Here is a 26,309-nt window from a genome sequence, read left to right on the forward strand (position 1 = left end):
ATACATAAAATCCCCTAAATCAAAAAAATTGGTACTGCTAGGATTTTACTCCTATCAGTACCAAATATTGTAGACCCAGTTTCTTCCCACCCTCTTTGTCATCTCCGAATGTTACTCAGTAACTAAGGTCAAAGCAGTAGCTGAATGGCAGTTGCTTCCCTAACGGTCGCACCAACCGATTCAGCCTTGCATGGGCTTACAAACGCCAAACCAGTTGGCTGGTTCGCTCCAAAGCACGGCCTTAGCGGATAAGTGCGAACGAAAGGCTGATTCTAATGAATCAACCTTCGTCCTTCTTATCTCAACCAGGCCGTCAAGGAGCTTTTTTTCCATCCTCTTTTTTATCATAGCTTAATTATTTTAACTTTACTTATCAATCAACTTAATATTGAAAGAAAATCAGAAAGTATGTGTAATTTGACACGAATTAAACTTAGTACTCCAAATTAATTGTTGGAAAGCCAAGTTGCTGAATGATAGTTGGATCATGTTCGACCATGATGAGACTTGGATGGACAGTCTGAAGAACGTTAACTAATTGGTCTTGATTATAGGTGTCGAGGTAGTTAAAGGGTTCATCTAAGAGATAAAGATTAGCCGGAGTTAATAAACAGGTAGCGAGAGCGAGCTTACGCTGTTGACCAGCACTGAGCTCGTCGGTTGCGTGGCGAAATGTGTTACGCTGAAAGCCGAGCTTATACAGCAAATTTAAAAGGGTTTCCTTTTCTAGTCCGTGGGTTTTGGCATACTCATCAAGTTTTTGGTGGTCATAATTAAGTTGTTGGTGGAGGTAGCTGATGGTTAATTGCCTTGGAAAATCACAATCGAAACTTGGTGACTGGTTTGTAATTTGCTTTGCAAGATAGTTGAGCAAGGTTGTTTTTCCAATGCCGTTTGCTCCGGTAATAATTAACTGATGGTCGCGTGCTAAATTGAAATTTAAGGGTTTAAAAAGGGGTGATTACTCCTCGTTTCTGAGGCTAAGATTATGAACTGTGAGGAGCTGGGGAGTTGAAGCTGGCTGATAGTTCATTGTTAATTCTGAAGTTTGCTCAATATTTGTTAACAGGCCTTTTTTAGCCTTAATTTCGTTATTTAGGCGTTGATTAAGATTAATTGATCTTTTCATCATCCGGGCCGCTTTAGCCCCTAGGAAACCACGATCGCCATGAGCAGCGTGGTCTTTTTTAGTTTCCGCTTTGTTGGCCCAGGTTTGTTTTTCCTGAACAGTTGCTTTTAAGCGGCGAATTTCTTTTTTGAGTTGTTCATTATTAGCTTGATTGGTTTGGTCTCGTAAATCTTTTTGGGCACGATAATTTGAATAGTTGCCTTGTTGTAGATAAAGTTGCTTAGCTTCAATTACTAAAACGTGGTCAATGACTTGGTCAAGGAAACCACGATCATGGCTAGTGATGATAAAGCCTTGCTTTTTTGCATGTAAATATTGAGTTACTATCTGGCGGGCTTGGGCGTCTAAATGGTTAGTCGGTTCATCTAAGAGGACAAAACTAGTGGGGTCGGCAAAAGTACAAGCTAACTGAACCTTTGTCTGTTCACCACCAGAGAGGGTGTTAAAGGGTTGCCAAAGAATGTCAGCTTGAGTATTAAGCTTGGCTAGCTCTTTAGCAATTTGCCATTCTTCAATCGGCACAATTTCTTGGATGGCCATAATCGTTGGAAGATTGGGAGACTGAATATTTATTGGATAACTAGCAAAGGATTGGTGAGTGATAATTTTTCCTTTTCCGTGAAGCTGACCCTGAATTAATTTAAGGAGGGTCGTCTTTCCCCGCCCATTACGACCTAATAGACCGAGTCGCCATTGGTCGTCAATGATAAGGTTAATATCGTCAAAAAGTGGCCCTTCGCCTGGATAGGCAAATGATAAGTGCTGAAGAGTAATGTTTGACATCAGGAACTCCTTTCTTGGTGGCCACTTTGATGAAGGAGAAAAAATAAAAAGCCCCTGCACTTGGCAAGGACTTTTTAAGTCGTTTGAGAAGAGCTAAGAAGTTAATACTTCTCGGTCTTTATCGGATCTTAAAAGGCTTCGATAACAAGGCAATTCTCAGGTTAAACTAAACTAGTCAACGCCAAAGTGGTCACCCAATCGAGTGACTAACAATTGCAAATTGTCTAGCTTTAGTTCAACAATGGCAGAAGCCTCCTTTTAATTATGATTTATTCTTTATCGTCTGCGTTTTTCCCGTCGTTAGGACTAGCAACGTGATAATCACTATCAGCCATTGCTTCAACCGCTCCAAGCCGGTAACCATTTCCGACTTGACTAAAGAAGTCATGGTTGGATGTGGTGGTAGAAATTCCATTCATTACAACAGGGTTTACGTCTTCGTCAGTATCTGGGAAGAGTGGATCTTGCCCTAAGTTCATTAAGGCCTTGTTGGCATTGTAACGGATGAAGGTCAATACATCATCGGTCCAACCAACTTGATTGTATAATAATTGGGTGTATTTTTCTTCGTTATCATAAAGTTCATAAAGAAAGTCGTACATCCAATCCTTAATTTCTTGTTGCCGTTTGGTGCTAAGTTGTTTCATGCCCACTTGGAACTTGTAACCAATGTAGGTTCCGTGAACCGATTCGTCCCGGAGAATTAACTTGATGATTTCAGCGACGTTGTTTAATTTGTTGTGGCCAAGGTAGTAGAGTGGGGTGTAAAAACCAGAATAGAAGAGAAAAGTTTCCAAGAAAACATTGGCAATCTTCTTTTTTAATGGGTCTTCGTTTGGATCCAAATAGAGGTTTTCAATCTTAATGGCCTTGTTTTGAAGATATTCCTCAGTGTCTGACCAGTGGAAAATTTCTTCAATTTCATCGGGCGTGTTCAACGTAGAAAAAATCGTCGAATATGATTTGGCGTGAACCGATTCCATAAATTGAATGTTGTTCAAAACCGCCGTTTCATGTTGGGTCTTAACATCTTCCTTTAAAGCAGTTAGGCCAGCTTCAGATTGGAGCGTATCTAATAGGGTCAAGCCCCCAAAGACGTGACCAACAACCCACCGGTGATCATCGTCTAATTCGCGCCAGTCGTCCATATCGTTAGAAACTGGAATCCGGGTATCTAACCAGAATTGTTCAGTTAGTTTTTCCCAAGTTGCTTTATCAATCATATCGGAAACCCGATTCCAATTGATTGCTTTATAGTTTTCGATTGCCATTTTTATTTATCCTCGGTCCTTTTAATTTAAATTTAAGAAATAACTATCTAATTGTAGCACGCTAATCGTGAAACTTTAATTAATAACGCCTAAATTACACAGGATTCACATTGGTTAGCACCAATTTCACCACTGTCGTCGGTGAAGGTCCGAATATAGTAGATCGACTTAATCCCTTTTTGGTAAGCATAGTGACGTAAGATGTTTAGATCCCGGGTAGTCATTTTATCCGTCCGCCCGTTCTTCCATTCATACATTCCAGCTGGAATGGTTGACCGCATGAAGAGGGTCATCGAAAGGGATTGGTCGACGTGTTCTTGGGCCGCCGCATAGGTATCAATAACTGACCGCATATCTGTATCGTATGCTGACTTGTAGTATGGGAGGGTGTCGTTGCTTAGATATGGGGCAGGGTAGTAGATCTTCCCAATCATCTTTTCTTGCCGTTCTTCAATCCGATTAATGATTGGATGCAAGCTTGAAGTTGAATCACCAATGTAAGAAGTTGATCCATTTGGGGCGACGGCCATCCGGTAGGCATTGTAAAGGCCATCTTTTTGAACCTTGGCCTTCAAGGCTGCCCAGTCATCGGGACCAGGAATGAAGAAGCCATCAAAAAGCCGCTTTACTAAAGGTGTCTTTGGTCCCCAGTCTTGGTTGAGGTACTTGTCAAAGTATGAACCATCGGCGTAGGTACTCTTATCGAATTCGTAGAAACTTTCACCCTTTTCGCGGGCCAATTCGTTGGAGGCAACCAAAGTCCAGTAGTTTAGCAACATAAAGTAAACGCTAGTAAATTCAATTGCTACTGGACTCCCGTACTGGATATGGTGCTTGGCTAAGAATCCGTGAAGCCCCATTGCGCCGAGTCCAACCGAGTGGTAAAGGTCATTTCCTTTCCGAATTGAAGGAACCACCGTTAAACTTTCCGCATCAGAGATTGTGGTCAATGCCCGCATCATTGCCCGGACAGACCGTCCGAAGTCGGGGCTTTCCATTAAGTTAGCAACGTTGGTGGAACCAAGGTTACATGAAACGTCAGTCCCTAAGATATCGTAAGATTGATCATCAGCCACAACTGAAGGGGCTTGAACTTGGGCAATTTCAGAACAGAGGTTACTCATGATAATTTTCCCGTTAACGGGGTTGTTTCGGTTTTCAGTGTCGATGTTAACAATGTATGGGTAACCAGATTCTTGTTGGAGTTTTGAAATTTCGTCTTCAAGTTCCCGAGCATCAATCCATTTCTTGGTGATTTCATCATTAGCGACCAATTTGTCGTAGTCCTTGGTGATATCAACGTAGGCGGATGGCTTACCATAAACTCGTTCCACATCATATGGGCTGAAGAGGGCCATTTTTTCACCCTTTTCAACTAATTCGTAGAACTTATCAGGTACCGTAATCCCTAAGGAAAGGGTCTTGAGTCGAATCTTTTCATCCGCATTTTCTTTTTTGGCAGATAGAAATGCCACAATATCAGGATGGAAAACTGAAATGTAAACAACACCAGCTCCTTGCCGTTGGCCAAGCTGGTTGGAGTATGAGAAAGCATCTTCCAATAATTTCATAACTGGTACCACGCCACTGGCTGCACCCTTAATTTTTTTGATTGGGGCGCCGGCTTCCCGGAGGTTAGTTAAGTTAATGCCGACTCCACCACCAATTTTAGAGAGTTGAAGGGCAGAGTTGATCGTCCGGCCGATTGTATTCATATTATCAGTGGCTTGGATTTCAAAGCAGGAAACAAATTCTCCCCGGCGCTTCCGCCCAACGTTTAAGAAGGTTGGGGTAGCTGGTTGGTAGCGTTGATGGATTAATTCGTCAGCGAGATCCATGGCAAGCTCTTCATCCCCATCAGCTAAGTACAGAGCATTCATTGCTACCCGGTCAATGTAGTTTTCTAAGTAGTACTCCTTATCGTTTGTCCGCATTGCATATTGGGCGTAGAACTTGTAGGCCGCCATAAAGGAATGAAAATGGAAGTTAATCCCCTTTAGGTAGTCATACAAACGAGTGATGAGGGTCATTGAGTACTTTTCAATGAATTCCTTTTCTAAATAATCGTGATCAATCAACCAGTTTAACCGTTCTTCAACGGAACTAAATTTTTTGGTGTTGGGGTAAACGTTAACTTCTAGAAAGTTTTCAAGGGCCTCTTTGTCCTTATTTAATTGGATTTGTCCATTCTTAGGCAAATTGATTTCATTATTTAAATCAAAGTACTTGACTTGCGTCATATCAATATCAGAAAGTGCCATGTTTTCCTCCGTACAATTTATTAATAATATATATAGGAAAAGAAGTGGAATAAAGTTTCGATAGTTCCACCCCTTGAGGCCAGTTAAGGATAAACCTCACAAAAAAAGAGCGTAGGCAAAGGCGCCTACTACTCTATGGTAGGGCTGCCGGGGCACGCCCCAGCAATTTATCTGGGGGACCCTAGAAAGCCAAGTTCTTAAGCATATCTGGCCGGAAACCAGTGAAAGCAACACCGTCAGGTAATTTAACAACTGGGGTTGCCTTAAAACCTTCAGCCTTTAATGAGTTAATATATTCTGGTTGTTCATCAATGTTGTGTTCTATAAAGTTAACGTTGTGCTGTTCTAAGAAACGCTTCGTCATCTTGCACTGTACGCAATTATTTTTTGAAAAAACGGTTACCATAATTAAATCCCCCTAATACGAATTTGATGTTTTAAAGTATAGCCGATTTTTGGGAAAAATCAATCTAAAAAACACCATATCTCGTAGTTAAATAAAAACTAAATACAAGATATGGTGTGTTAATTCGGCTTTTATTTCGCTTTCACAGGGGCCAAAATTTTTTTCAAAATGAATTTTAGGTCATTTAAAGTTGGCACCCAACGAAAATTCATTATACACTGAATCGGAATAAAAAACAGTGGGTGAAATTTAAAAATGATGACAGAAATCGATTATATGCGCGTCGCCATGGCAGAAGCAGAGCAAGCAGAAATTTTAGGTGAGGTTCCAATTGGAGCAGTGGTTGTTCATGATGGAAAAATTATTGGCCGTGGCCATAATATGCGTGAAAAATTTCAAGACGCAACTTATCACGCCGAGGTACTTGCAATTATGGAGGCATGTCAGAATTTGGGAAGTTGGCGACTTGAAGATTGCGATCTCTATGTGACACTAGAGCCCTGCATTATGTGTAGTGGGGCCATTATTAATTCACGGATTAAGCGAGTAATTTATGCGGCTTCTGATCCTAAAGCCGGAGCAGTTGATTCTTTATATCATCTACTTCAAGATGAGCGATTAAATCATCAAGTTGAAGTTAAAAGTGGAGTTTTGGCAACTGAATGTGGTGACATGCTCCGTCATTTTTTTCGGATGATTCGGAAAAAACGGAAAACAGAGCGTAAACGTCAAAAAGAAATCGCTAATTAAAAAATAATTTAAGTTTTGACTAGCATTTCTTCTATAGATAAGGTAAAGTAGTAAGTGCCGTAAGGCCATAAAGCAAGGTTGGACTCGCGAATCGTGTCAGGACCGGAAGGTAGCAGCACTAAGGATGCTCCGGCTTGTGCTTTATGTACATAGGAAATGGCCGTGCTTTGGAGCGAACCAGCCAACTGGTTTGGCGTTTATGAGCCCATGCAAGGCTGAATCGGTTGGTGCGACCGTTAGGGAAGCAACTGCCATTCAGCTACTGCTTTGACCTTAGTTTCTGAGTAACATTCGGAGATGAAAGAGAGGCTGAGAAGAAACTTGTGTTCTTCTCAGCCTCTTTTTAATTTTCTTAAGATAAATAAAACATTGTTATGAAAGAAAGCAATCATTTTCAAAAACTTCTTGAACATGGTAGAATTAAAAATGTGAATTTAAATTAGAATGGAAAAATACTGGGTATTTTAGGATTTTAATCCTACACCGGCAAATTTATTTGGGGAAGGACAGGACGCATTAATGGCGAACATACTTAGAAAGTGGATTGAAAGTGACCGGCGAGAACTTCGACGGATCAATAAAATCGCAAATAAGGTTGAAAGTTATGCCGATCAGATGGCGAAACTAACGGATGATCAATTAAAAGCTAAAACAACTGAATTTAAGAAGCGTGTGCAAGAACAAGGAGAAGACCTTGATAAGATCTTACCGGAAGCCTTCGCGGTTGCCCGTGAAGGAGCAAAACGGGTTTTAGGTCTCTATCCATTCCACGTGCAGATCATGGGGGGAATCGTCCTCCATGAAGGGAACATTGCCGAAATGAAAACCGGTGAAGGGAAGACCTTAACGGCTACGATGCCGGTTTACTTAAATGCCCTAAGTGGAAAAGGGGTTCACGTTATTACGGTTAATGAATATCTTTCGCAACGGGACGCCGAAGAAATGGGACAACTTTATCACTGGTTAGGTTGCTCTGTCGGGGTTAACGGTGCGGAAAAGACGCCGGATGAAAAGCGGGAAGCCTACAAGTGTGACATCATGTATTCCACGAACAGTGAAATTGGATTTGACTATCTTCGTGATAACATGGCGGTTTACCAAGAAGATCAAGTTCAACGGGGATTAAATTATGCTATCGTTGATGAAGTTGACTCAATCTTAATCGATGAAGCCCGGACGCCATTGATTATTTCTGGTCCCGGGACAGGGACTTCAAAGCTTTATCAACAGACTGATCGGTTTGTAAAGAAATTAAAGAACGAGGACGACTACAAGATTGACCTTGAATCCAAGACCGTTTCTTTAACAGACCAAGGGATCCAAAAAGCGGAAAAGTACTTTAACTTAAAGAACCTTTATGATCCTGATAACACCGCCTTAACTCACCACTTGGATCAAGCCTTGCGGGCTAACTACATCATGCTTAAGGACAAGGACTACGTGGTTTCCGATGGTGAAGTCTTGATCGTTGATTCCTTTACCGGTCGGGTAATGGAAGGTCGGCGATTCTCTGATGGTTTACACCAAGCAATTGAAGCTAAGGAACACGTCGAAATTCAAGAAGAAAATAAGACGATGGCCAACATCACCTATCAAAACCTTTTCCGGATGTACAGTAAGCTAGCTGGGATGACCGGGACGGCGCGGACCGAAATGGAAGAATTTCGGGAAATTTACAATATGGAAACCATTACCATTCCGACTAACCGGCCTGTAGCTCGGAAGGATGAACCAGACCTGCTTTATCCAACTTTGGAAAGTAAGTTTGCGGCCGTGGTAAGACGGATTAAGAAGCTTCATGAAAAGGGTCAACCAGTCCTTGTCGGAACGGTTGCTGTTGAAACTTCAGAGTATCTTTCCCACTTGTTGGATAAGGAAAAGATTCCTCACGTGGTCTTGAATGCTAAGAACCACGCTAAGGAAGCAGAAATTGTTAAGAACGCTGGTCAAGTTGGGGCGGTTACAATTGCTACCAACATGGCTGGGCGGGGGACTGATATTAAGCTTGGCCCTGGTGTTAAGGAACTAGGCGGTCTTGCCGTTATTGGGACGGAACGCCACGAATCCCGGCGGATTGATAACCAACTTCGGGGACGTTCTGGTCGACAAGGGGATCCTGGTTTATCTCAGTTCTACCTTTCCCTTGAAGATGATTTAATGAAGCGGTTCGGTGGTGATCGGATCAAGGCTTTCTTGGATCGGATGAAGGTTGAAGGTGAAGACGCGGTGATCAAGAGTCGTTTCTTAACTCGGCAAGTTGAATCTGCGCAAAAACGGGTTGAAGGGAACAACTACGACTCCCGGAAGAACGTCTTGCAATATGACGATGTGATGCGGGAACAACGGGAAATCATCTATAAAGAACGGCAACAAGTCATTACCGAAAAGAAATCTTTGAAGTGGGTCTTAATGCCAATGGTTAAGCGGACTATTCAACGGGAAGTCGACCAACACACCCTTGGTAATCCTGAAGATTGGCAACTTCAAGGCATTCTTGACTTTGCAACGGAAGTCTTGGTAAAGCCAGATCAAATTAGTATGCGGGATCTCGTTGGTAAGGATGCTAGTCAAATTGTGGACTACTTAATGAGTTTAGCTGAAGGAGTTTACAAAGATAAACAACGCCAACTTTATGATGCGGCGCAAATGCTTGAGTTTGAAAAAGTAGTTATCCTCCGGGTGGTTGATTCTCATTGGACCGACCATATCGATGAAATGGATCAATTCCGGCAATCAGTTGGTTTGCGGGGGTATGGTCAGTTAAACCCACTGGTTGAGTACCAAACCGCTGGTTATCACATGTTCGAACAAATGATTGCCGACATTGAATACGAAACGACACGGCTCTTTATGAAGTCTGAGATTCGCCAAAATGTAACACGGTAAAAATAAAGAATTACGATCGGGTGGAACCCCAGTCGCAAGGGGAACTTTGCGATCCGGTTCGCCCGGTTTTCTTTTAAAGGAGCAGAATTTTATGGAACTAAGTGAAGTAAAAAAACAATTAGAAGCCATGCAAGCAATGATTGCGCGCTTCGGGAGGTCTCTTTGACTTAGATGCCTTAAATGAAAGCATCGCAATTAATGAAAACAAAATGGCCCAACCGGACTTTTGGAACGACCAGAAGACGGCACAAAAGTTAATTAGTGAAAATAATGAACTTAAAGCTCGGCGAGATCAATTTACTACCCTTCGGGACCAGGTAAATGATCTGCAAGATACCCTTGAGTTACTAATGATGGAAAATGATCCAGAGTTACAGTCAGAAATGGAAACCCAACTTAAGCAGACGCAAGTAGCGTTGGATGCGTATCGGCTTAGTCAATTGCTGAGTGGTAAGTATGATGCTAAGGATGCCATTCTGGAAATTCACCCTGGAGCTGGTGGTACCGAAGCCCAGGATTGGGGCGAAATGTTACTGCGGATGTATACTCGTTGGGCAGATCAACACCACTTCACGGTTGAAATTGCCAGTTATGAAGCGGGAGAAGAAGCGGGGATTAAATCCGTTACCCTCTTAATTAAAGGACATAATGCGTATGGTTATTTACACCCAGAAAAAGGGGTACACCGGTTAGTTCGGATTTCCCCGTTTGATTCGGCTAATCGTCGGCATACTTCCTTTGCCTCGGTTGATGTTATGCCTGAACTTGATGAAGAAGTTGAGGTTAATATTGATCCAAGTGACTTGAGGATCGATACTTTCCGTTCTAGTGGGGCGGGTGGTCAACACATTAATAAGACTGAATCGGCGGTCCGGATAACCCACTTGCCAACCGGGATTGTAACCTCTTCGCAAGCTGAACGGTCGCAACTTCAAAATCGGGTTACGGCAATGAATATGTTGAAGTCAAAACTTTACGAATTAGAAGAAGAAAAGAAGGCGCAGGAACGGGCCAAAATCGAAGGTGAACAAGCTGAGATTGGGTGGGGGTCCCAAATTCGGTCTTATGTTTTCCACCCATATTCTTTGGTTAAGGATAATCGAACGGGATATGAAACCCATGATGTGCAGGGGGTAATGGATGGTAACCTTGACCCGTTCATTAATGCCTACTTACAGTGGAAACTAAGTAAAAAGACGACTGATTAATTGCGGTTTTCTATCATAAATATTATGATTAAGGTAATTGCTTAAAGATTTTGACAGTTAAGGAGGAGGATTTTTAATGGCTAGTCGGCGTAAAAAACGTAAACGGTTAACCCGTTCAGCAAGTGATCGGCGCTTGTTAGGAGTGCTCGGAGGCTTTGCCCAGTACTATGGAATCAAGGCTAGTTATTTACGTTGGACCTATGTAATTTTAACGATTTTGACGCATGTGGTACCGGGGGCGATTATTTACTTAATGATGGCCTTGGCGATGCCAGCGGATCCTCATACTTTCTCATTAGCTAGCTTTTTAAAGGGGCAAACTCCATCATCGCAACCTCAACATCGGGAACGCAAAGAACTCCATGATGTGGAGGAGAAGGATGATGTTTAAAAAGATGATCCAATAAGAAGGACAATCAGTCGTAAGAGGTAATTTAGTCGCTTTCAAGACCGAGTCCTTATCTAGATTACCTAGTCAGAATGTAGCTTAGTAAGTAATAATCATTAATTATAAAAGGGAAAATAAAGTGCGATTTTTAAAAGAACTTTTGATTAACACCATTCTTTTCGTGGCCTTAGCTGGTCTGTTTACTCAAACCGGAATATTTTATTTGAGTAGCTTTGGGGCAGCGATTTTAGCGAGTTTGATTTTATCAATTCTAAACGTGCTCGTTAGACCAGTTTTATGGATTTTATCATTACCAATTAATATCTTAACTTTGGGTTTATTTAGCTTCGTCCTCAATGGTTTGATGTTAGAATTAACCTCGTGGTTTATCGGCCCCCAATATTTCCATTTTTCGTCAATTTGGGGTGCAATTTTAGTAGCACTGATTATGTCGCTATTCAATACCATTATTTCTAGTCATTATCAAGATTAAAAGGAGCAAAATAATGCCGCAAGACTCAGTAACCGTGGCTGATTTGGCCAAAAATGTGCGTTTAAAGGTTCTTCAAGGTGAAGACTACCTTGATCGACCAATTACGACGAGTGATATTTGTCGTCCATCCCTTGAATTCGCGGGGTATTTCAAACATTATCCAGCAATGCGAATCCAATTACTTGGGATTACTGAAACTGCTTTTGCTAAAGAAATTGGGCATGAAAAGCGAAAGGAATACTTGGAACGGATGTGTATGCCGGCAACGCCATGCTTCGTGGTATCGACTGACCTACCGGTTATGAGTGAACTAAAGGAAGCAGCGGCGAAAGCGCATATTCCAATTTTGGGAACCCCGTTAACTTCCTCCCGAATTTTGGGTAATATGACCTCATATTTAGTTGCTCGTTTGGCTAAGCGTCAGTCAATTCACGGGGTCCTTGTTGATATTGCTGGGGTTGGGGTCCTAATTACTGGTGATTCTGGGGTTGGTAAGAGCGAAACCGCCCTAGAATTGGTACGGCGGGGTCACCGTTTAGTCGCTGATGATCGGGTTGAAGTTTATGCTCGGGATGAACAAACATTAGTGGGAGCAGCCCCAATGATTCTAGAACACCTGATGGAAATTCGGGGCATTGGGATCATTAATGTTATGACCCTTTATGGTTCGGGGGCAGTAATGCCAGAAGATACCATTGACTTAATTGTCCATTTGGAAATCTGGACTCCAGATACCCAATTCGATCGGCTTGGTGACCGTGGTGATAAGCAAGAGATCTTAGACGTGCAAGTTCCCAAAGTTTCAGTTCCAGTCAAAACTGGGCGGAACTTAGCTATTATTATTGAATCAGCGGCAATGAATTACCGGGCCGAGACAATGGGGTACGACGCTACTAAGACCTTTGATGAAAACCTAAACCGGTTGATCAAACAAAATTCTACGGCTGATAATAAGGGAGCCAAAAATGATTAAGCGTGCACTTAATCCAATTGCGTTACAGTGGGGACCACTAACCGTGCACTGGTATGGGGTAATTATCGCTACCGGAGTAGTTTTGGCCCTCCTACTGTCAATTCGCGAAGGAAAACGGCAGGGAATCGACGAAGATGCCTTTTATGATTTTTTATTATATGCTTTGCCGGTAGCAATTATTTGTGCGCGAATTTACTATGTTATTTTTCAATGGCCGTATTATTCGCAACATCCTGATGAAATCATTGCAATTTGGGATGGTGGAATTGCCATTTATGGTAGTCTCTTAGGTGGCACAGCCGTTCTTTTATGGTATTGTCATCGCCATTTAATTTCGCCTTGGCAATTTTTGGATATTGTTTCGCCAACTGTAATTATGGCGCAAGGAATGGGCCGTTGGGGAAACTTCTTTAATCAAGAAGCTTTTGGCCGGATTACGACCCGGGCGGCCTTGGAGTACCAGCATATCCCGGGGTGGATTATTGATCAAATGGATATTGGGGGTGCTTACCGAGTACCAACCTTTCTATATGAATCGGTTTGGGATTTTACTGGTTTTATCATTTTGATGTTGTTACGGCATCGTCATCACCTTTTTAAACGCGGTGAAGTATTCTTATCGTATTTGATTTGGTATTCCTTTGGACGTTTCTTTATCGAAGGAATGCGCACAGATAGTTTAATGTTAGGCCCAATTCGTTTCTCACAAATGTTGTCCCTAATTTTCTTTATTGGGGCCATCTGTATCTTTATCTATCGTCGCCGAACGAAGAAGTTGCCGTGGTATATGGAATAAAAGCTTTCGCCGAAAATTCTGTCAGGAAAAGCAAGATCGGCGTGGAAGTTAGCTTTACCTAGATTCACTTAGCGTAATTATTAACCCTCAGATCCTACAAGGAGAATATTATGAATAAAAAAGTTGCAGTATTAGGTGCTGGTTCTTGGGGCAGTGTCTTAGCGAATGTTTTAGTTGAAAATGGTCATCAAGTAAAGTTATGGTCGCGAGATGCAGATCAGGTTGCGGAGTTAAATCAAAAGCATACAAATCAAAAATATATGCCCGATTTTACTTATCAATCGCACTTACAAGCGACTAATGACATGGCGGAAGCTGTTGAAGGCGCATCACTAGTATTAATTGTTATTCCGACTAAGGGCTTACGATCAGTAGCTCACCAATTAGCGGCTATTTTAGCTAAAATTGGAGCTAAACCAGTAGTTGCTCACGCTACAAAGGGCTTGGAACAAAATAGCTATAAGCGCCCTTCCGAGATTATCGCCGAAGAAATTCCCACCGCAAATCGGCAAGCGATTGTGGTCTTATCCGGTCCAAGTCATGCCGAAAGTGTAGCTATTCATGATATGACAGCGGTAACCGCTGCTAGTGAAGATCTGCCGAGTGCTGAGTTAGTCCAAAAACTATTTAGTAATCATTATTTCCGGGTATATACCAATAATGATGTTATTGGTGCCGAATTTGGCGCGGCATTAAAGAACATTATCTCCATTGGGGCTGGAGCTTTACAAGGTTTAGGCTACCATGATAATGCTCGAGCGGCACTAATTACCCGTGGGCTAGCTGAAATTCGGCGTTTAGGGGTGGCATTTGGAGCAAACCCAATGACTTTCATTGGCCTTTCCGGAGTAGGCGATTTAGTGGTAACCGCGACGAGTAAGAATTCTCGGAATTGGCGGGCTGGTTACCAGCTAGGTCAAGGAAAGCCGCTCCAAGATGTGATTGACCAGATGGGAATGGTTATCGAAGGGGTTTATACAACCAAGGCTGCCTATGAATTAGCTCAAAAACGACACGTGCGGATGCCGATTACGGAGGCAATTTACCGGGTTCTTTATCAAGGTGAAGATGTAAAAACTGCGATAAGAACATTAATGAATCGAGAAGTTACTTCCGAAGTCGAATAAGTATGGTAAAATTAAAGCGTATGCAATATTTTTTTACGGAGGGTTAATTGACATTATGAAGCGAGTACGTAAAGCTATTATTCCAGCCGCGGGGCTGGGCACCCGTTTCCTACCTGCTACGAAGGCATTGGCAAAGGAAATGTTACCAATTGTTGATAAGCCAACAATCCAATTTATCGTTGAAGAAGCCCGGAAGTCTGGGATCGAAGATATTGTGGTCGTTGATGGAAAGAATAAGCGCTCCATCGAAGATCACTTTGATTCTAACCCTGAATTGGAAGACAACTTACGTTCTAAGCATAAGGATGAAATGTTAAAGTTGGTTGAAGAAACTACCGACATCAACATTTACTTTATTCGGCAATCTCACCCACGTGGCTTAGGGGATGCTGTTTTGACGGCCCGGGCTTTCATTGGTGATGAACCATTTGTTGTTATGTTAGGGGATGACCTTAATAACATTAATGGCAATGGGAATCCATTGACAAAGGAATTGATTGATAGCTACGAAGAAACGGGAGCTTCTACGCTTGCTGTTATGCGGGTTCCGCATGAAGATACGGCTAAGTACGGGGTTATTAACCCAAGTGAAGAAGTTAAGCCAGGCCTTTATAACGTAACGAGTTTTGTTGAAAAACCAGATCCAAAGGATGCGCCTTCTGACCTTGCGATTATTGGGCGGTATGTCTTTACGCCAGAAATCTTTGACGTTTTGGAAAAGACGAAGCCTGGTAAGGGGAATGAAATTCAATTAACAGATGCGATTAACACCTTGAACCGGACGCAACGGGTCTTTGCCCACGAATACAAGGGTGACCGTTACGATACTGGTAACAAGTTCGGTTGGCTTCAAACTAACATTGAATATGGTTTGAATCACCCACAAACCAAAGATGAGTTGCGGACTTACATTGAAAAATTGGGCGCTAAGCTTTCTGCTGAAGATAAGCCTAAGAAAAAGTAATTGAGACCTTTTTGACCTTAGTTACTGAGTAACATTCGGAGATGCAAGAGAGGCTGGGAAGAAACTCGTGTTTCTTCCCAGCCTCTCGTTTTTTAATTTACAAAAAAATAATCAAGAAGCTAGTCCAGTAAAATTTACCAAGTTATAATAAAAATGAGATTGTCTGGGAAAGAGGGGCTTGGCATGAAAAAACAAAATCAAGATGAAAATGCAATTGGCAAAGTTGAAATCGTCTTTGCGGATCACGATCATAATAACCAAGTTTTAGCGATTACACGCTTGGAAGGCGAATATGGAACAACGATTAACTATCGGGTTAGTTGGGCCTTGCAGGATTTTATTCGACAAGGTTACCAACTTTATAAGGATGAGTACTCTACAGAAACGGGTCGGAAATTCTCGGCAGATAATTATGGTCAAAGGTATTTCGTCCTGCTAAATCATCAGCAACGTAAAATTGAGTTTAATCAATTACAAGACCCAGACCAGCCCAATGGACCCCTTCAGGGAGCAATTTATCGTGATAAACAAGGTAATCGCTATCAGCTTACTAAAGATGCAACCCTTGCGATCGTGGCTCATTTTCAGAATCATGAGCGCGAAGATTTGACGTGGATAATCACGGCCCCGCAGGTTTTTCAACGGCCAATCGTGATTGATCAAGTTACCCATGAAACTTTAAAAGTGGGAGATTGGCAAGGAAGTTATCGCTTTGCTTCCCAATTAGTGAAGGTAATTCCAGGTTTTCATGCTAATCAAAAGCAGACACCGGAAGTTAACGTAACTGCAGATCAACCAGATATTGCAACAGTGGTGACGTACATCGCAAATGGAAAGGTGGTACCGACTGACGTTGGGGGACACCCTTTAGCTCCGGGGGAACCTTTTACGACCGATAAAACCGATGCGACTCGAACCATTGTACAAAAGTTACCCCTGGTTCCTGGTTATCATCCAACCATTCAAGCGCCAATCGTACCAGCTAAGCCTAGTGAAGACATGCCCGTTATTTATGCCCCGGGCCTGCCAACTCAGCCAATGGGAACGATCCACGTGCTTTATATGGATCAAGACCAAAATAATGCTGAATTGGCCTCCGTTAGTCAGAGTATTTCTGGTGAGTATGGACAAACAATTAATTACAGTTCTAAGCAAGTTTTGCAAGACTTATCAAAACGGGGCTTTGATCTAGTTTGGGATGGTTTTACCAGTCAAGCAGGGACCACCTTTAGTCAGGAAAATGATGGTCAAACATACGTCGTGACGGTTAAGCATGCGCTAAAAACTACTTTTGATGCTGATAAAGTTCCGGGAAAACCTGAGCTTTTAAGGGGAGCTTCGCAAACGATTGTCTATCAATTTACGGATGGAAAACGGCCGACAACCCGGAATGTTACTAACCAACAGGTTACCTTTAAACGTCCAGCTTATTTAGATCAAATTACTCACAAACTAGTTAAAATTGGAAAATGGACGGGGGAGGTTAAATTTGATGTGATTAAGACCCCGGTGGTTCCGGGCTACCATGCCAACCTTCGTCAAGCCGGGGGACAAACCTTGACAGCTGATCAACCAACCCTAACGACAACCGTTACCTACACGCCTAATGGCCGCCTGATTCCAGTGGACCAGGATGATCAGCCGTTACCAGAAAGTCAGCCTTTCCCCTATCCAACCGATCCTGAGGATCCAACGCAAGTGATTAAAAACTTGGCGGTTCCAGCAATTGAAGGTTATTTACCTATTGAAACGACGGTTAAAATTAATAATCCAACTAACGATACTAAAGTTCACTATGTGCCGGTAAAGTAAGGAGAAATTAAGATGCCACGTTATGACGAAATTTTGATTGGTTCGGGGCCGGCTGCTTACAAACTATCTAATTTGCTAGCTAAGACTGACCACCGGGTGTTGGTAATTGAAGGAAATCAATTTGGGGGAACTTGTCCGAATTATGGTTGTGAACCGAAAATTTTCTTAGCGGGAGCCGCTCGAGCGGTTATCCAATCACAACAATTAGTAGGTCGGGGGATTAGCCACCCTGCAGTTCTTGACTGGCATCAGTTAATGCAAACCAAGCTTCATCGGTTTAATTCCTGGCCAGCTGAAACCAAGGCAAACATTGAACGAACCCATGACACAATAAGTGGGTATGCAAGTTTGGTGGACAAACACATAGTAAGGGTAAACGGCGTTAACTATGAGGGCGAGCGCATTATTATTGCGACTGGGCAAAGTCCCGTTGTCTTGCCAATTATTGGTAACGAATTCTTGCACACTAGTACTGAGGTCCTCTCGTTAAAGGACTTACCATCCCGAATTACCATTATTGGTGGGGGAATTGTTGCCATGGAATTAGCCACCTTAGTTGCCGCTGCTGGGGCTAAAGTTACGATGTTGATTCATTCTAATCGGATACTAAGAGCTTTCCCTAGTCAAGATGTTCAGAAAGTAGTTGCCGCAATGGAAGCACGGGGGATTCGTTTTGAATATAACGTGACGCCGGAAGCAATCGAAACGGCTGACGGGGGTTTTGTTGTCCAAACTGATCATGGTTCTTTCCCTACTGATTATGTAATTGGAGCAACTGGCCGACGACCTAATCTTGATCGCCTACACTTGGAACGGGTTGGAATTAAAATTGATCACCAAGGGATTATCGTTGACGAGCATCTAATGACTAATATCCCTGGAATCTATGCAGTAGGGGATGTTGTATCAAGGCCGGAGCCCAAATTAACGCCGGTTGCGGAATTTGAAGGGCAATATCTCTTTGACTACTTGATGGGACAAGAAAAAGCACCAATTAAATACCCGGTAATTGGGCAAGCAACCTTTAGCTTTCCAGAGGTTGCTTTAGCTGGCGTTAATCCAGACCAGGTAATTGAAGATTCCGCCTATCAAATTCACCACCAATCCTTGAAATACGGAAGCTTGAAGGCAGGAGAAAATGATCAAACCAGTGAATTAACTCTTGTTTATCACGACGATCACTTAGTTGGCGTCAGTGCAGTTGGTGATCATGCTGCTGACGAAGTAAACTACTTAATCCCAATGATTGGCCTTAAGATAAGTCGCAAGCAGTATCAACAAGTTGCGATTGGGATTTACCCAGCGTTAGGTGATAACGTTGGTAATTGGTTGAAATAAGAGGTTGGGAAAAAAGCTCCTTGACGGCCTGGTTGGGATAAGAAGGACGAAGGTTGATTCGTTAGAATCGACCTTTCGTTCGCACTTATCCGCTAAGGCCGTGATTTGGAGCGAACCAGCCAACTGGTTTGGCGTTTCTGAGCCCATGCAGGGCTGAATCGGTTGGTGCGACCGCCAGGGAAGCAACTGCCATTCAGCTACTGCTTTGACCTTAGTTACTGAGTAACCTTCGGAGATGAAAAAGGGGCTGGGAAGAAACATGAGTTTCTTCCCAGCCCCTCTTTACTCTACTTGAGTTGACTGTTGTCCATGATACCGTCAAGCAAACCGTAATCAACGGCTTCTTGAGCGGTCATGTAATTGTCACGTTCAGTATCTTGTTGAACCTTTTCGAAACTTTGACCAGAATTCTTAGCCAAGATTTCGTTAATCATCTTCCGGGTCTTCAAGATTTCTTCAGCGGCAATTTGGATTTCAGTTTGTTGTCCTTGAGCACCACCAGAAGGTTGGTGAATCATCACTGTTGAGTGTGGTAAACCAAACCGCTTACCCTTCGCTCCGGATGATACGAGGACACTAGCCATTGAGGCAGCCATCCCGATTACGATCGTTTGAACATCAGACTTGATGAAGTTCATCGTGTCGTAAATTGCCATCCCAGAGGTAACTACACCACCAGGAGAATTAATGTACATGTAAATATCTTTGGTTGAGTCTTGCGCGTCTAAGAATAGTAATTGCGCAACAATTGAGTTTGCCATGTTGTCTTCAATTGGACCAGAGACCATAATGATCCGATCCTTAAGAAGCCGTGAGTAAATGTCATAAGCACGTTCCCCACGTGAGGATTGTTCAATGACAGTCGGTACTAAGTTCATACCATGTGCCTCCTTAATTAGCAGTAGTTAGCAAGCTTTGCTAACTGATATGAACAGTTTACTCTATAGGTCAAAAAAGGTCAAATGATTTATTCACTTTTTCTTTTTAGCGTAAAATCAAATTTTGATAAACTTTCAAAATTTGCTATTTCAACCGGTTGACATAAAGCGGAAAGTGGGATATATTATAGTCGTTGATGAAGGAAACCGCTTACAATCATTTTCAAAGAAGTGGTTTGCCGAGACTATTCGGTAGGATGCTTAGATTTGGCTGTTGAAAACGAGTTCACAAACGCCTATCATCTTTACTAGATAGTTAAAAATGATTTTGTAGAAGAAAGAGGTTTTATTAATGGCTCACGTATCATTTGACAGTTCTGCGTTAAAGAAATTCGTCCAACCCAACGAATTAGGTGAAATGCAAGCCATGGTAAACGCTGCTGACGAGCAACTTCGTCAAGGCACGGGTGCCGGTGCTGACTTCCGTGACTGGTTGCACTTACCAACGGATTATGATAAGGAAGAATTTGACCGGATCAAGGCCGCTGCCAAGAAGATCCAATCTGATTCTGATGTTTTAGTTGTTATCGGGATCGGGGGCTCATACTTAGGAGCTCGGATGGCCATTGACTTCTTACACAAGAGCTTCTACCAAGCGGAAACAGCAGAAGATCGGAAGGCCCCATTGGTTCTATTTGCTGGGAACTCCCTTTCCAGTTCTTACGTTTACGATTTGATCAAGTTGATTGGCGACCGGGACTTCTCAGTTAACGTTATTTCTAAGTCCGGGACGACAACGGAACCTTCAATTGCTTTCCGGATCTTTAAGGAATTATTGATCAAGAAGTATGGTGAAGCCGAAGCTAACAAGCGGATTTACGCTACAACTGACCGGAAGCGGGGCGCCTTGAAGACGGAAGCGGACGCTGCTGGTTGGGAAACCTTTGTTATTCCGGACGGTGTTGGTGGTCGTTACTCTGTTTTAACGGCCGTTGGACTTTTGCCAATTGCGGCTTCTGGAGCAGATATTGACCAATTGATGGCTGGGGCTAAGGCAGCTGAAGACACATACACAGATGCTGATTTAACGAAGAATGAAGCTTACCAATACGCTGCTTATCGTAACATCCTTTACCGGAAGGGTTACACCACTGAACTGTTGGAAAACTACGAACCAAACATGACAATGTTTGCGGAATGGTGGAAGCAATTAGCTGGTGAATCCGAAGGGAAGGACCAAAAAGGGATTTATCCATCAAGCGCTAACTTTACGACGGACCTCCACTCCTTGGGTCAATACATCCAAGAAGGTCGGCGGAATTTGATGGAAACGGTTGTTAAGTTAGATACGCCAAACCATGATATGACAATTCCAACGGCTGACTCCAACCTTGATGGTCTTGAATATCTACAAGGTAAGAACATGGACTGGGTTAACACGAAGGCTTATGAAGCTGTTGTTGCCGCTCACACGACTGGTGGTGTTCCAGTAATGACGGTTCACATTGATAAGGAAGATGCCTTTACGTTAGGTTACTTAATTTACTGGTTTGAAGTTGCCATTGCTATTTCTGGTTACTTGAACGGGATTAACCCATTCAACCAACCAGGGGTTGAAGCTTACAAGACCAACATGTTTGGTTTGCTTGGAAAGCCTGGTTTTGAAGAAGTCGGCGATCGGCTTCGCAAGGAAATGGCTGAAAATAAATAGTTGAGTTTGAGGATTAACCGCCTGGTTGCGGCCGGGCGGTTAAATTTCAAGGACTATGTTAAGCGGTTACAATATGCATTAAAAAGGAGCGATAGACATGTTATTAGGTAGTGTTGAAGCAGGTGGAACGAAGTTTGTATGTGCGGTAGGTAACGAAGATTATCGGATTATGGACAGTGTTCATTTTCCGACTACGACGCCAGAAGAAACCTTGCAAAGGACAATTGATTACTTTAAGAAGTTCCCAGATTTAAAGGCAATTTCGGTGGCTTCCTTTGGACCAATTGAAATCCGTCATAATTCACCAAAGTATGGCTACATTACGAACACACCGAAGCCGGGTTGGTCAAACGTTGACTTTGTTGGAACGTTAAAGAAGGAATTTAACTTACCAATTTACTGGACCACTGATGTTAATGGTTCTGCGTTTGGGGAATATGTTTTATCAACCCTCTTTAACCAAAAGTTGCAGTCCCTGGTTTACTACACGATCGGAACTGGGGTTGGTGCTGGTGCGGTCATTGATGGTAAGTTTGTGGGTGATATGGGCCACACTGAAATGGGGCACATTCGGCTTAAGCGCCACCCAGATGACCTTGACTTCAAAGGAATTTGCCCATTCCACGGTGACTGCCTTGAAGGATTAGTTTCAGGCCCAACCTTTGAAGCGCGGACTGGTAAGAAGGGGCAAGATGTGCCTTTGACGGATCATGTTTGGGATATTATGGCTTACTATGTTGCCCAAGCTGCGCTCGACACAACCTTGATGTTCCGGCCAGCCAAGATTATTTTTGGTGGTGGGGTTGTTAGTGAAGAATTCTTGAAGAAGGTTCGGGCCCAATTTAAGGAACTCTTGAATGGCTACGTTGAAGTTGGCGACCTTGACAAGTACATTGTAATGCCATTGGCTAAGAATAATGGTTCTGCTACGGTTGGTAACTTTGCTTTAGCTTTGAGAGCATATGAAAATTAAGGTACTTTTCGAGGGAATCTGCGATAAATGAGCGAAAAGTACTGTCAAAGAGGGCTTTAGCTGGCTTAAAAGTTCTCCGCTTAGCTAGAGTGCAGATTCCTAGAAGTGGAACTTGATTATATTGGATATTGCTTAGGATTGTGGGACTAGCAAGCGAGGGTCAATGTTTATCCATATCCTACGCAATCAATCAAATTTAAAAGCCATCTTGATGATTAGCAATGTGGGCTGCTTCTCATGCAAGATGGCTTTTCTAGTTGTCACACGAGCTAAAATGTTTCATCTCGCCCCTTATTGAGCATGGTATAATGGAATTAATTATTTTAGTAAGGGAAGAAGCCCATGAAGAAGTTGAAACTGGAAGATGTGGCGGAGCGTGCCGGTGTCTCCAAAACCACCGTATCTCGGGTGATTAATCGCCGAGGTTCCTTAAGTGAAAAAACGATCCATAAAGTCGAACAAGCCATGGCGGATTTGAATTATCATCCGAATGTGATTGCCCAACAGTTGCATACCCAAGAAACAAAATTAATTGGAATTTTAGTTCCAACAGTTGCTAATCCATTTTTTGGCGAGCTAACGATGTACTTGGAAGATGCATTGTTCCAACGCGGTTATAAGGTTTTAATCAGTGATGCCTTAGATAACTCAACCAAAGAAGAACGTTATCTTCAACAGTTAATGGGTCATCAAGTCGACGGCTTAATTATTGCCACCCATAATAACGACCTTCAAGAATACCAATATGCCAATTTACCGGTGGTTGCCTTAGACCGCTTTTTACGGAATGATATCCCAGTGGTAGCGTCGGATAATTACGCTGGAGCCCGGTTGGCAACGGAAGCTTTGATTGCGCGGGGATGTCAACACATTGTGCATACTTATCGTGTTAATCCTTCCAAGTGGCATGACAATCAGCGGGAGCGGGCCTTTGAAGACACTATGAAGGAAAAGGGTTTAGTTAGTTATACCTACACCGTTAAAAATAACGAAACAGTGGCGGATCGAAATCGACTTTTTAACCGCTTGTTTGACGAACATCCCAACGTTGATGGAATTTTTGCTAGTAACGACTTAGATGCGGCGCGGATTTTAAGCATTGCTCGCCAACGGGGTTACCAAGTGCCAGCTCAACTTCAAATCGTTGGTTATGACGGTGCTCAAGCAACCCAAGAATTGGTTCCTGAGTTAGCAACCATTGTTCAGCCAATTAAACAGATGGCGACCTATGCGGTTCAATTGTTAGCTGACCGAATTAATGGTAAATTTACCCCATCTACAACGGTTCTACCGGTTAGTCTAAAAACGGGAACGACCCTTAAAGCGATCGCTAAATAAAGATTTCAGAGATCTAAGTAGGCAAATCTGTTGAAATATGTTATGATCATAAAGATATGTTGTGGTTGAAAATAGGAGGAATAACAATGTTAATGACCCTCTTCTTGATCGACTGCGTTGTCTTAATTGCCTGCGTAATGATGCAGCCAGCGAAAACTGATAACGATGCAATGTCTGCATTGACTGGTGGTTCAGGAGATTTATTCTCCCGGCGGAAATCCCGGGGCTTTGAAGCTGTCATGCAGATTGTTACAACCATCGTTGGGGCGATCTTCTTTATTTTGGCTTTGGCGATCATTTACACCACGTCACATTAGACGACCGCGGCGAACAAAAAGTAATACTGATTGAAGAGGCTGTGGCAGGTGCCATGGCCTTTTATTTTGCAATTTAGCTTTCTCCAGCACATGAAATAATTGAGAGGAATACTTAATGACAGAATTAAAGGAACAAATTTTAAAGGTCTTGGGGACTAATCCCACGATTAGTTTGTCAGCCGAAAAAATCGGCCGCCTAATTAAAAAGGAAACGGCTGATGACTTTAAGCCCTTAATCCAAGCCTTAGCCCAAATGGAACGGGAAAATTTGGTTGAAGTAACTGACCAGGGTGAATTTAAGCTCGTTCCCCAACAACAAGAAATTGTTGGGGTTTTCCACGGGAATGCTAAGGGCTTTGGTTTCGTTGCTTATGATGAAACCCTCCCTGATGTTTACGTTAATCCTGACCATACTGCCCATGCTCTAACGGGGGATGAGGTTAAAGTAAAGATTTTGCGGGCTGGTGATCCAACAAAGGAACAAGGCCCAGAAGGTGAAGTTACGGAGATCTTAGAACATCACTATGAACACGTTGTTGGTGAGTTTAAGAACCTAACGATGGGTAATTTTATCGGGGAAATTATTTTAAAAGATAAGAAATTGGCTAACTTCCGTTTCTTTGTGACGGACCAAGGCCTGCATCCGCAAGATAATGAAGTCGTAACCGCTACGATTACCGCCTATCCGAGTGATGAATCTCCAGAAATTTTGACAGGAGCGGTCACCGAAGTGATTGGGGATAAGGACGAACCGGGAATTGATATTTTATCAGTCATCTATGCCCATGATGTTCCGCACGAGTTTCCAAAGGAAGCCCTTGACCAAGCAAATGCCATTCCATTGCACGTTTTACCTGAAGAAAAGGTGGGGCGCCGGGATCTAACCGATCAACCATTAGTTACGATCGACAGTATTGAATCGAAAGACTTGGACGATGCCGTCGTGGCTTGGAAATTAGACAATGGTAACTACCATCTTGGGGTTCACATCGCTGATGTTTCTCACTACGTTAAGCCGGGTACGCCATTGGATCAAGAAGCTTACCGCCGGGGGACTTCGGTTTACTTAACAGACCGGGTAGTTCCGATGCTACCAAAGCGGTTATCAAACGGGATTTGTTCTTTAAACCCGAACGAAGAACGGTTGGCGATGTCTTGTGAAATGGAAATTGATCCTCAAGGAAACATCGTTAAGGAAGATATCTTTCCATCCGTCATTCGTTCGCACGCGCGGATGACTTACAAGGCCGTTAATAAGATTTTAGAAGCGCATGATGAAAAGACACGCCAAGAATACCGGGAATTAGTGCCAATGTTTGAAACAATGGCCGAACTTCACCGGATCTTACTTAAGCACCGTCATCAACGAGGAGCCATTGATTTTGAAGCCCCAGAAGCTAAAATTATCGTGGATGATCTTGGTCACCCAATCGATATTGAGTTGCGGGACCGGGGCCTATCAGAACGGATGATTGAATCCTTTATGTTAGCTGCTAATGAAACGGTGGCAGAACACTACTTTAAACTCCACGTACCATTCCTTTACCGGATCCATGAAACTCCCGATGCTGATCGGATTAAGAACTTTGCGGAATTTCTCTCAGTCTTTGGGATTCAAATGAAGGGGAGTTTGAACGACGTTTCGCCAAAGATGCTGCAAAAGGTTTTGAAGGACGTTGCTGGTACACCAGAAGAACAAATGGTCCAAGTAATGATGTTGCGGAGTATGCAACAAGCTAAGTATTCTGATGAAGAGCGCGGTCACTTTGGTCTAGGGGCAAAGTACTACACCCACTTTACTTCCCCAATTCGGCGGTACCCAGATACGACGGTCCACCGCTTAATTCGCTGGTATGCTGAAAATGGAACGGGGGCTGAAGCCAAGGCTAAGTATGATGGAGTTTTGAAAGAAGTTGCTGAACATACTTCGATGACCGAACGGCGGGGGATTGATACCGAGCGGGACGTTGATAGTATGAAGAAGGCTGAATACATGGAAGACCACATTGGAGAAACCTTCGATGCTGTAGTATCTTCTGTTATGAAGTTTGGCCTCTTTGTGGCGCTTGAAAATACGGTTGAAGGCTTGATTCATATTAGTGTCATGCAAGATGACTTCTATGAATATCTTGAAAAACACATGGCTTTAGTTGGTCGGCGCAATCACCATATCTTCCAAATTGGGCAACCGGTTAAGGTAAAGTTACTTCGGGTTGATAAGGATCAACGAGAAGTCGACTTTGAATTGGTTAATCCTGGGGATGCACCAATAACGAAACTCCGGGCGCCACGTCAAGATGATCGTCGGGGTGGTCGCGGCCGTGGTAGCCGAAATAATGGTCACCGTCACAACCGGGATGATCACCGTAATTCAGATCGCCGGCGGGACAATGGCGACCGGAATAGCTACCAGATTAATCGGGGGCAGACCCGTCATAAGGGTGATCGGGAACCATTCCAACGACGCCGACGTCACCGCTAAAATGACAAAAGAAAAGAGGGTTTTA

Annotated in this window: 21 protein-coding genes, 1 other RNA gene and 1 pseudogene; 17 read left to right on the forward strand and 6 right to left on the reverse strand. The window is 43.0% G+C overall.

Going from position 1 to position 26,309, the window contains the following annotated elements:
* Positions 1 to 433: 433 nt before the first annotated feature.
* The 5 genes and pseudogenes from H5993_RS09480 to nrdH all read right to left on the reverse strand — a co-directional run.
* Positions 434 to 937, reverse strand: a pseudogene (locus tag H5993_RS09480) (ATP-binding cassette domain-containing protein); the annotation flags it as partial.
* 24 nt (positions 938 to 961) lie between these two features.
* On the reverse strand, positions 962 to 1,912 hold the full coding sequence (locus tag H5993_RS09485; RefSeq protein WP_239457979.1) for an ATP-binding cassette domain-containing protein: 951 nt from the start codon (positions 1,910 to 1,912) through the stop codon (positions 962 to 964).
* A gap of 269 nt (positions 1,913 to 2,181) precedes the next feature.
* Positions 2,182 to 3,183: a class 1b ribonucleoside-diphosphate reductase subunit beta gene (gene nrdF / locus H5993_RS04530; RefSeq protein WP_204776404.1), complete on the reverse strand. Its 1,002-nt coding sequence runs from the start codon at positions 3,181 to 3,183 to the stop codon at positions 2,182 to 2,184.
* An 89-nt stretch (positions 3,184 to 3,272) separates the two neighbouring features.
* Positions 3,273 to 5,444 carry a class 1b ribonucleoside-diphosphate reductase subunit alpha gene (gene nrdE / locus H5993_RS04535; protein ID WP_204776405.1) on the reverse strand — a complete coding sequence of 724 codons (2,172 nt, stop codon included), beginning with the start codon at positions 5,442 to 5,444 and terminating at the stop codon, positions 3,273 to 3,275.
* Between the two features lie 181 nt (positions 5,445 to 5,625).
* Positions 5,626 to 5,850, reverse strand: a complete 225-nt coding sequence (gene nrdH, locus H5993_RS04540; protein WP_204776406.1) for a glutaredoxin-like protein NrdH — start codon at positions 5,848 to 5,850, stop codon at positions 5,626 to 5,628.
* Between the two features lie 255 nt (positions 5,851 to 6,105).
* On the opposite strand from nrdH, the gene tadA reads away from it, so the two are divergent.
* The 12 genes from tadA to H5993_RS04600 all read left to right on the forward strand — a co-directional run bounded on the left by tadA (position 6,106) and on the right by H5993_RS04600 (position 18,585).
* Positions 6,106 to 6,600: a tRNA adenosine(34) deaminase TadA gene (gene tadA / locus H5993_RS04545; RefSeq protein WP_204776407.1), complete on the forward strand. Its 495-nt coding sequence runs from the start codon at positions 6,106 to 6,108 to the stop codon at positions 6,598 to 6,600.
* A 64-nt stretch (positions 6,601 to 6,664) separates the two neighbouring features.
* An RNA gene (ffs, locus tag H5993_RS04550) (signal recognition particle sRNA small type) lies at positions 6,665 to 6,751 on the forward strand.
* A gap of 368 nt (positions 6,752 to 7,119) precedes the next feature.
* A complete protein-coding gene (gene secA, locus H5993_RS04555; RefSeq protein WP_204776408.1) occupies positions 7,120 to 9,486 on the forward strand; it encodes a preprotein translocase subunit SecA in 2,367 nt (788 codons plus the stop codon).
* A gap of 91 nt (positions 9,487 to 9,577) precedes the next feature.
* Positions 9,578 to 10,694, forward strand: a protein-coding gene (gene prfB, locus H5993_RS04560) for a peptide chain release factor 2 (RefSeq protein WP_204776409.1) whose coding sequence is annotated in 2 segments (ribosomal slippage) — positions 9,578 to 9,649 and positions 9,651 to 10,694 — 1,116 coding nt in all. Because the reading frame shifts where the segments join, the coding sequence is not laid out codon by codon here.
* 76 nt (positions 10,695 to 10,770) lie between these two features.
* Positions 10,771 to 11,085 (forward strand): PspC domain-containing protein, encoded by a 315-nt coding sequence (locus H5993_RS04565; RefSeq protein WP_204776410.1) that lies wholly within the window; start codon positions 10,771 to 10,773, stop codon positions 11,083 to 11,085.
* 136 nt (positions 11,086 to 11,221) lie between these two features.
* Complete coding sequence (locus H5993_RS04570; RefSeq protein WP_180871501.1) at positions 11,222 to 11,575, forward strand: phage holin family protein; 354 nt, start codon at positions 11,222 to 11,224, stop codon at positions 11,573 to 11,575.
* 13 nt (positions 11,576 to 11,588) lie between these two features.
* Positions 11,589 to 12,548, forward strand: a complete 960-nt coding sequence (gene hprK / locus H5993_RS04575; protein ID WP_204776411.1) for an HPr(Ser) kinase/phosphatase — start codon at positions 11,589 to 11,591, stop codon at positions 12,546 to 12,548.
* Positions 12,541 to 13,344, forward strand: coding sequence for a prolipoprotein diacylglyceryl transferase (gene lgt, locus H5993_RS04580; RefSeq protein ID WP_204776412.1), 804 nt, complete (start codon positions 12,541 to 12,543; stop codon positions 13,342 to 13,344). The genes hprK and lgt overlap by 8 nt, the downstream gene beginning before the upstream one ends.
* A 110-nt stretch (positions 13,345 to 13,454) precedes the next feature.
* On the forward strand, positions 13,455 to 14,471 hold the full coding sequence (locus H5993_RS04585) for an NAD(P)H-dependent glycerol-3-phosphate dehydrogenase (protein ID WP_204776413.1): 1,017 nt from the start codon (positions 13,455 to 13,457) through the stop codon (positions 14,469 to 14,471).
* 55 nt (positions 14,472 to 14,526) lie between these two features.
* Entirely contained in the window at positions 14,527 to 15,435 is a 909-nt protein-coding gene (galU, locus tag H5993_RS04590) for a UTP--glucose-1-phosphate uridylyltransferase GalU (protein ID WP_204776414.1), read from the forward strand.
* A gap of 183 nt (positions 15,436 to 15,618) precedes the next feature.
* A complete protein-coding gene (locus tag H5993_RS04595) occupies positions 15,619 to 17,247 on the forward strand; it encodes a mucin-binding protein (protein ID WP_204776415.1) in 1,629 nt (542 codons plus the stop codon).
* 12 nt (positions 17,248 to 17,259) lie between these two features.
* Positions 17,260 to 18,585, forward strand: a complete 1,326-nt coding sequence (locus tag H5993_RS04600) for a dihydrolipoyl dehydrogenase family protein (RefSeq protein WP_204776416.1) — start codon at positions 17,260 to 17,262, stop codon at positions 18,583 to 18,585.
* Positions 18,586 to 18,872: 287 nt separating this feature from the next.
* Here the strand turns inward: H5993_RS04600 and clpP are convergent, their stop codons facing one another.
* On the reverse strand, positions 18,873 to 19,463 hold the full coding sequence (gene clpP / locus H5993_RS04605; RefSeq protein ID WP_180871509.1) for an ATP-dependent Clp endopeptidase proteolytic subunit ClpP: 591 nt from the start codon (positions 19,461 to 19,463) through the stop codon (positions 18,873 to 18,875).
* 352 nt (positions 19,464 to 19,815) lie between these two features.
* On the opposite strand from clpP, the gene H5993_RS04610 reads away from it, so the two are divergent.
* From H5993_RS04610 to rnr, 5 genes are all read left to right on the forward strand, one after another.
* On the forward strand, positions 19,816 to 21,174 hold the full coding sequence (locus H5993_RS04610) for a glucose-6-phosphate isomerase (protein ID WP_180871510.1): 1,359 nt from the start codon (positions 19,816 to 19,818) through the stop codon (positions 21,172 to 21,174).
* Positions 21,175 to 21,271: 97 nt separating this feature from the next.
* On the forward strand, positions 21,272 to 22,147 hold the full coding sequence (gene scrK, locus H5993_RS04615) for a fructokinase ScrK (RefSeq protein ID WP_180871511.1): 876 nt from the start codon (positions 21,272 to 21,274) through the stop codon (positions 22,145 to 22,147).
* Positions 22,148 to 22,489: 342 nt separating this feature from the next.
* Positions 22,490 to 23,485: a LacI family DNA-binding transcriptional regulator gene (locus tag H5993_RS04620; RefSeq protein ID WP_204776417.1), complete on the forward strand. Its 996-nt coding sequence runs from the start codon at positions 22,490 to 22,492 to the stop codon at positions 23,483 to 23,485.
* An 86-nt stretch (positions 23,486 to 23,571) separates the two neighbouring features.
* A complete protein-coding gene (gene secG, locus H5993_RS04625) occupies positions 23,572 to 23,802 on the forward strand; it encodes a preprotein translocase subunit SecG (protein WP_338033128.1) in 231 nt (76 codons plus the stop codon).
* A gap of 115 nt (positions 23,803 to 23,917) precedes the next feature.
* Positions 23,918 to 26,284 carry a ribonuclease R gene (gene rnr / locus H5993_RS04630; RefSeq protein ID WP_204776418.1) on the forward strand — a complete coding sequence of 789 codons (2,367 nt, stop codon included), beginning with the start codon at positions 23,918 to 23,920 and terminating at the stop codon, positions 26,282 to 26,284.
* Positions 26,285 to 26,309: the final 25 nt, after the last annotated feature.

This window comes from Limosilactobacillus alvi (assembly GCF_016900115.1).
Classification (GTDB): domain Bacteria; phylum Bacillota; class Bacilli; order Lactobacillales; family Lactobacillaceae; genus Limosilactobacillus; species Limosilactobacillus alvi.

What these genes read in the sequence shown, in the direction of transcription:
- nrdF (WP_204776404.1), bottom strand. Translation starts at nt 3,183, where the DNA reads ATGGCAATCGAAAACTATAAAGCAATCAATTGGAATCGGGTTTCCGAT.
- H5993_RS04600 (WP_204776416.1), top strand. Translation starts at nt 17,260, where the DNA reads ATGCCACGTTATGACGAAATTTTGATTGGTTCGGGGCCGGCTGCTTAC.
- hprK (WP_204776411.1), top strand. Translation starts at nt 11,589, where the DNA reads ATGCCGCAAGACTCAGTAACCGTGGCTGATTTGGCCAAAAATGTGCGT.
- H5993_RS04620 (WP_204776417.1), top strand. Translation starts at nt 22,490, where the DNA reads ATGAAGAAGTTGAAACTGGAAGATGTGGCGGAGCGTGCCGGTGTCTCC.
- rnr (WP_204776418.1), top strand. Translation starts at nt 23,918, where the DNA reads ATGACAGAATTAAAGGAACAAATTTTAAAGGTCTTGGGGACTAATCCC.
- tadA (WP_204776407.1), top strand. Translation starts at nt 6,106, where the DNA reads ATGATGACAGAAATCGATTATATGCGCGTCGCCATGGCAGAAGCAGAG.
- scrK (WP_180871511.1), top strand. Translation starts at nt 21,272, where the DNA reads ATGTTATTAGGTAGTGTTGAAGCAGGTGGAACGAAGTTTGTATGTGCG.
- H5993_RS04595 (WP_204776415.1), top strand. Translation starts at nt 15,619, where the DNA reads ATGAAAAAACAAAATCAAGATGAAAATGCAATTGGCAAAGTTGAAATC.
- lgt (WP_204776412.1), top strand. Translation starts at nt 12,541, where the DNA reads ATGATTAAGCGTGCACTTAATCCAATTGCGTTACAGTGGGGACCACTA.
- galU (WP_204776414.1), top strand. Translation starts at nt 14,527, where the DNA reads ATGAAGCGAGTACGTAAAGCTATTATTCCAGCCGCGGGGCTGGGCACC.
- H5993_RS04585 (WP_204776413.1), top strand. Translation starts at nt 13,455, where the DNA reads ATGAATAAAAAAGTTGCAGTATTAGGTGCTGGTTCTTGGGGCAGTGTC.
- H5993_RS04565 (WP_204776410.1), top strand. Translation starts at nt 10,771, where the DNA reads ATGGCTAGTCGGCGTAAAAAACGTAAACGGTTAACCCGTTCAGCAAGT.
- H5993_RS09485 (WP_239457979.1), bottom strand. Translation starts at nt 1,912, where the DNA reads ATGTCAAACATTACTCTTCAGCACTTATCATTTGCCTATCCAGGCGAA.
- H5993_RS04610 (WP_180871510.1), top strand. Translation starts at nt 19,816, where the DNA reads ATGGCTCACGTATCATTTGACAGTTCTGCGTTAAAGAAATTCGTCCAA.
- clpP (WP_180871509.1), bottom strand. Translation starts at nt 19,463, where the DNA reads ATGAACTTAGTACCGACTGTCATTGAACAATCCTCACGTGGGGAACGT.
- nrdH (WP_204776406.1), bottom strand. Translation starts at nt 5,850, where the DNA reads ATGGTAACCGTTTTTTCAAAAAATAATTGCGTACAGTGCAAGATGACG.
- secA (WP_204776408.1), top strand. Translation starts at nt 7,120, where the DNA reads ATGGCGAACATACTTAGAAAGTGGATTGAAAGTGACCGGCGAGAACTT.
- nrdE (WP_204776405.1), bottom strand. Translation starts at nt 5,444, where the DNA reads ATGGCACTTTCTGATATTGATATGACGCAAGTCAAGTACTTTGATTTA.
- secG (WP_338033128.1), top strand. Translation starts at nt 23,572, where the DNA reads ATGTTAATGACCCTCTTCTTGATCGACTGCGTTGTCTTAATTGCCTGC.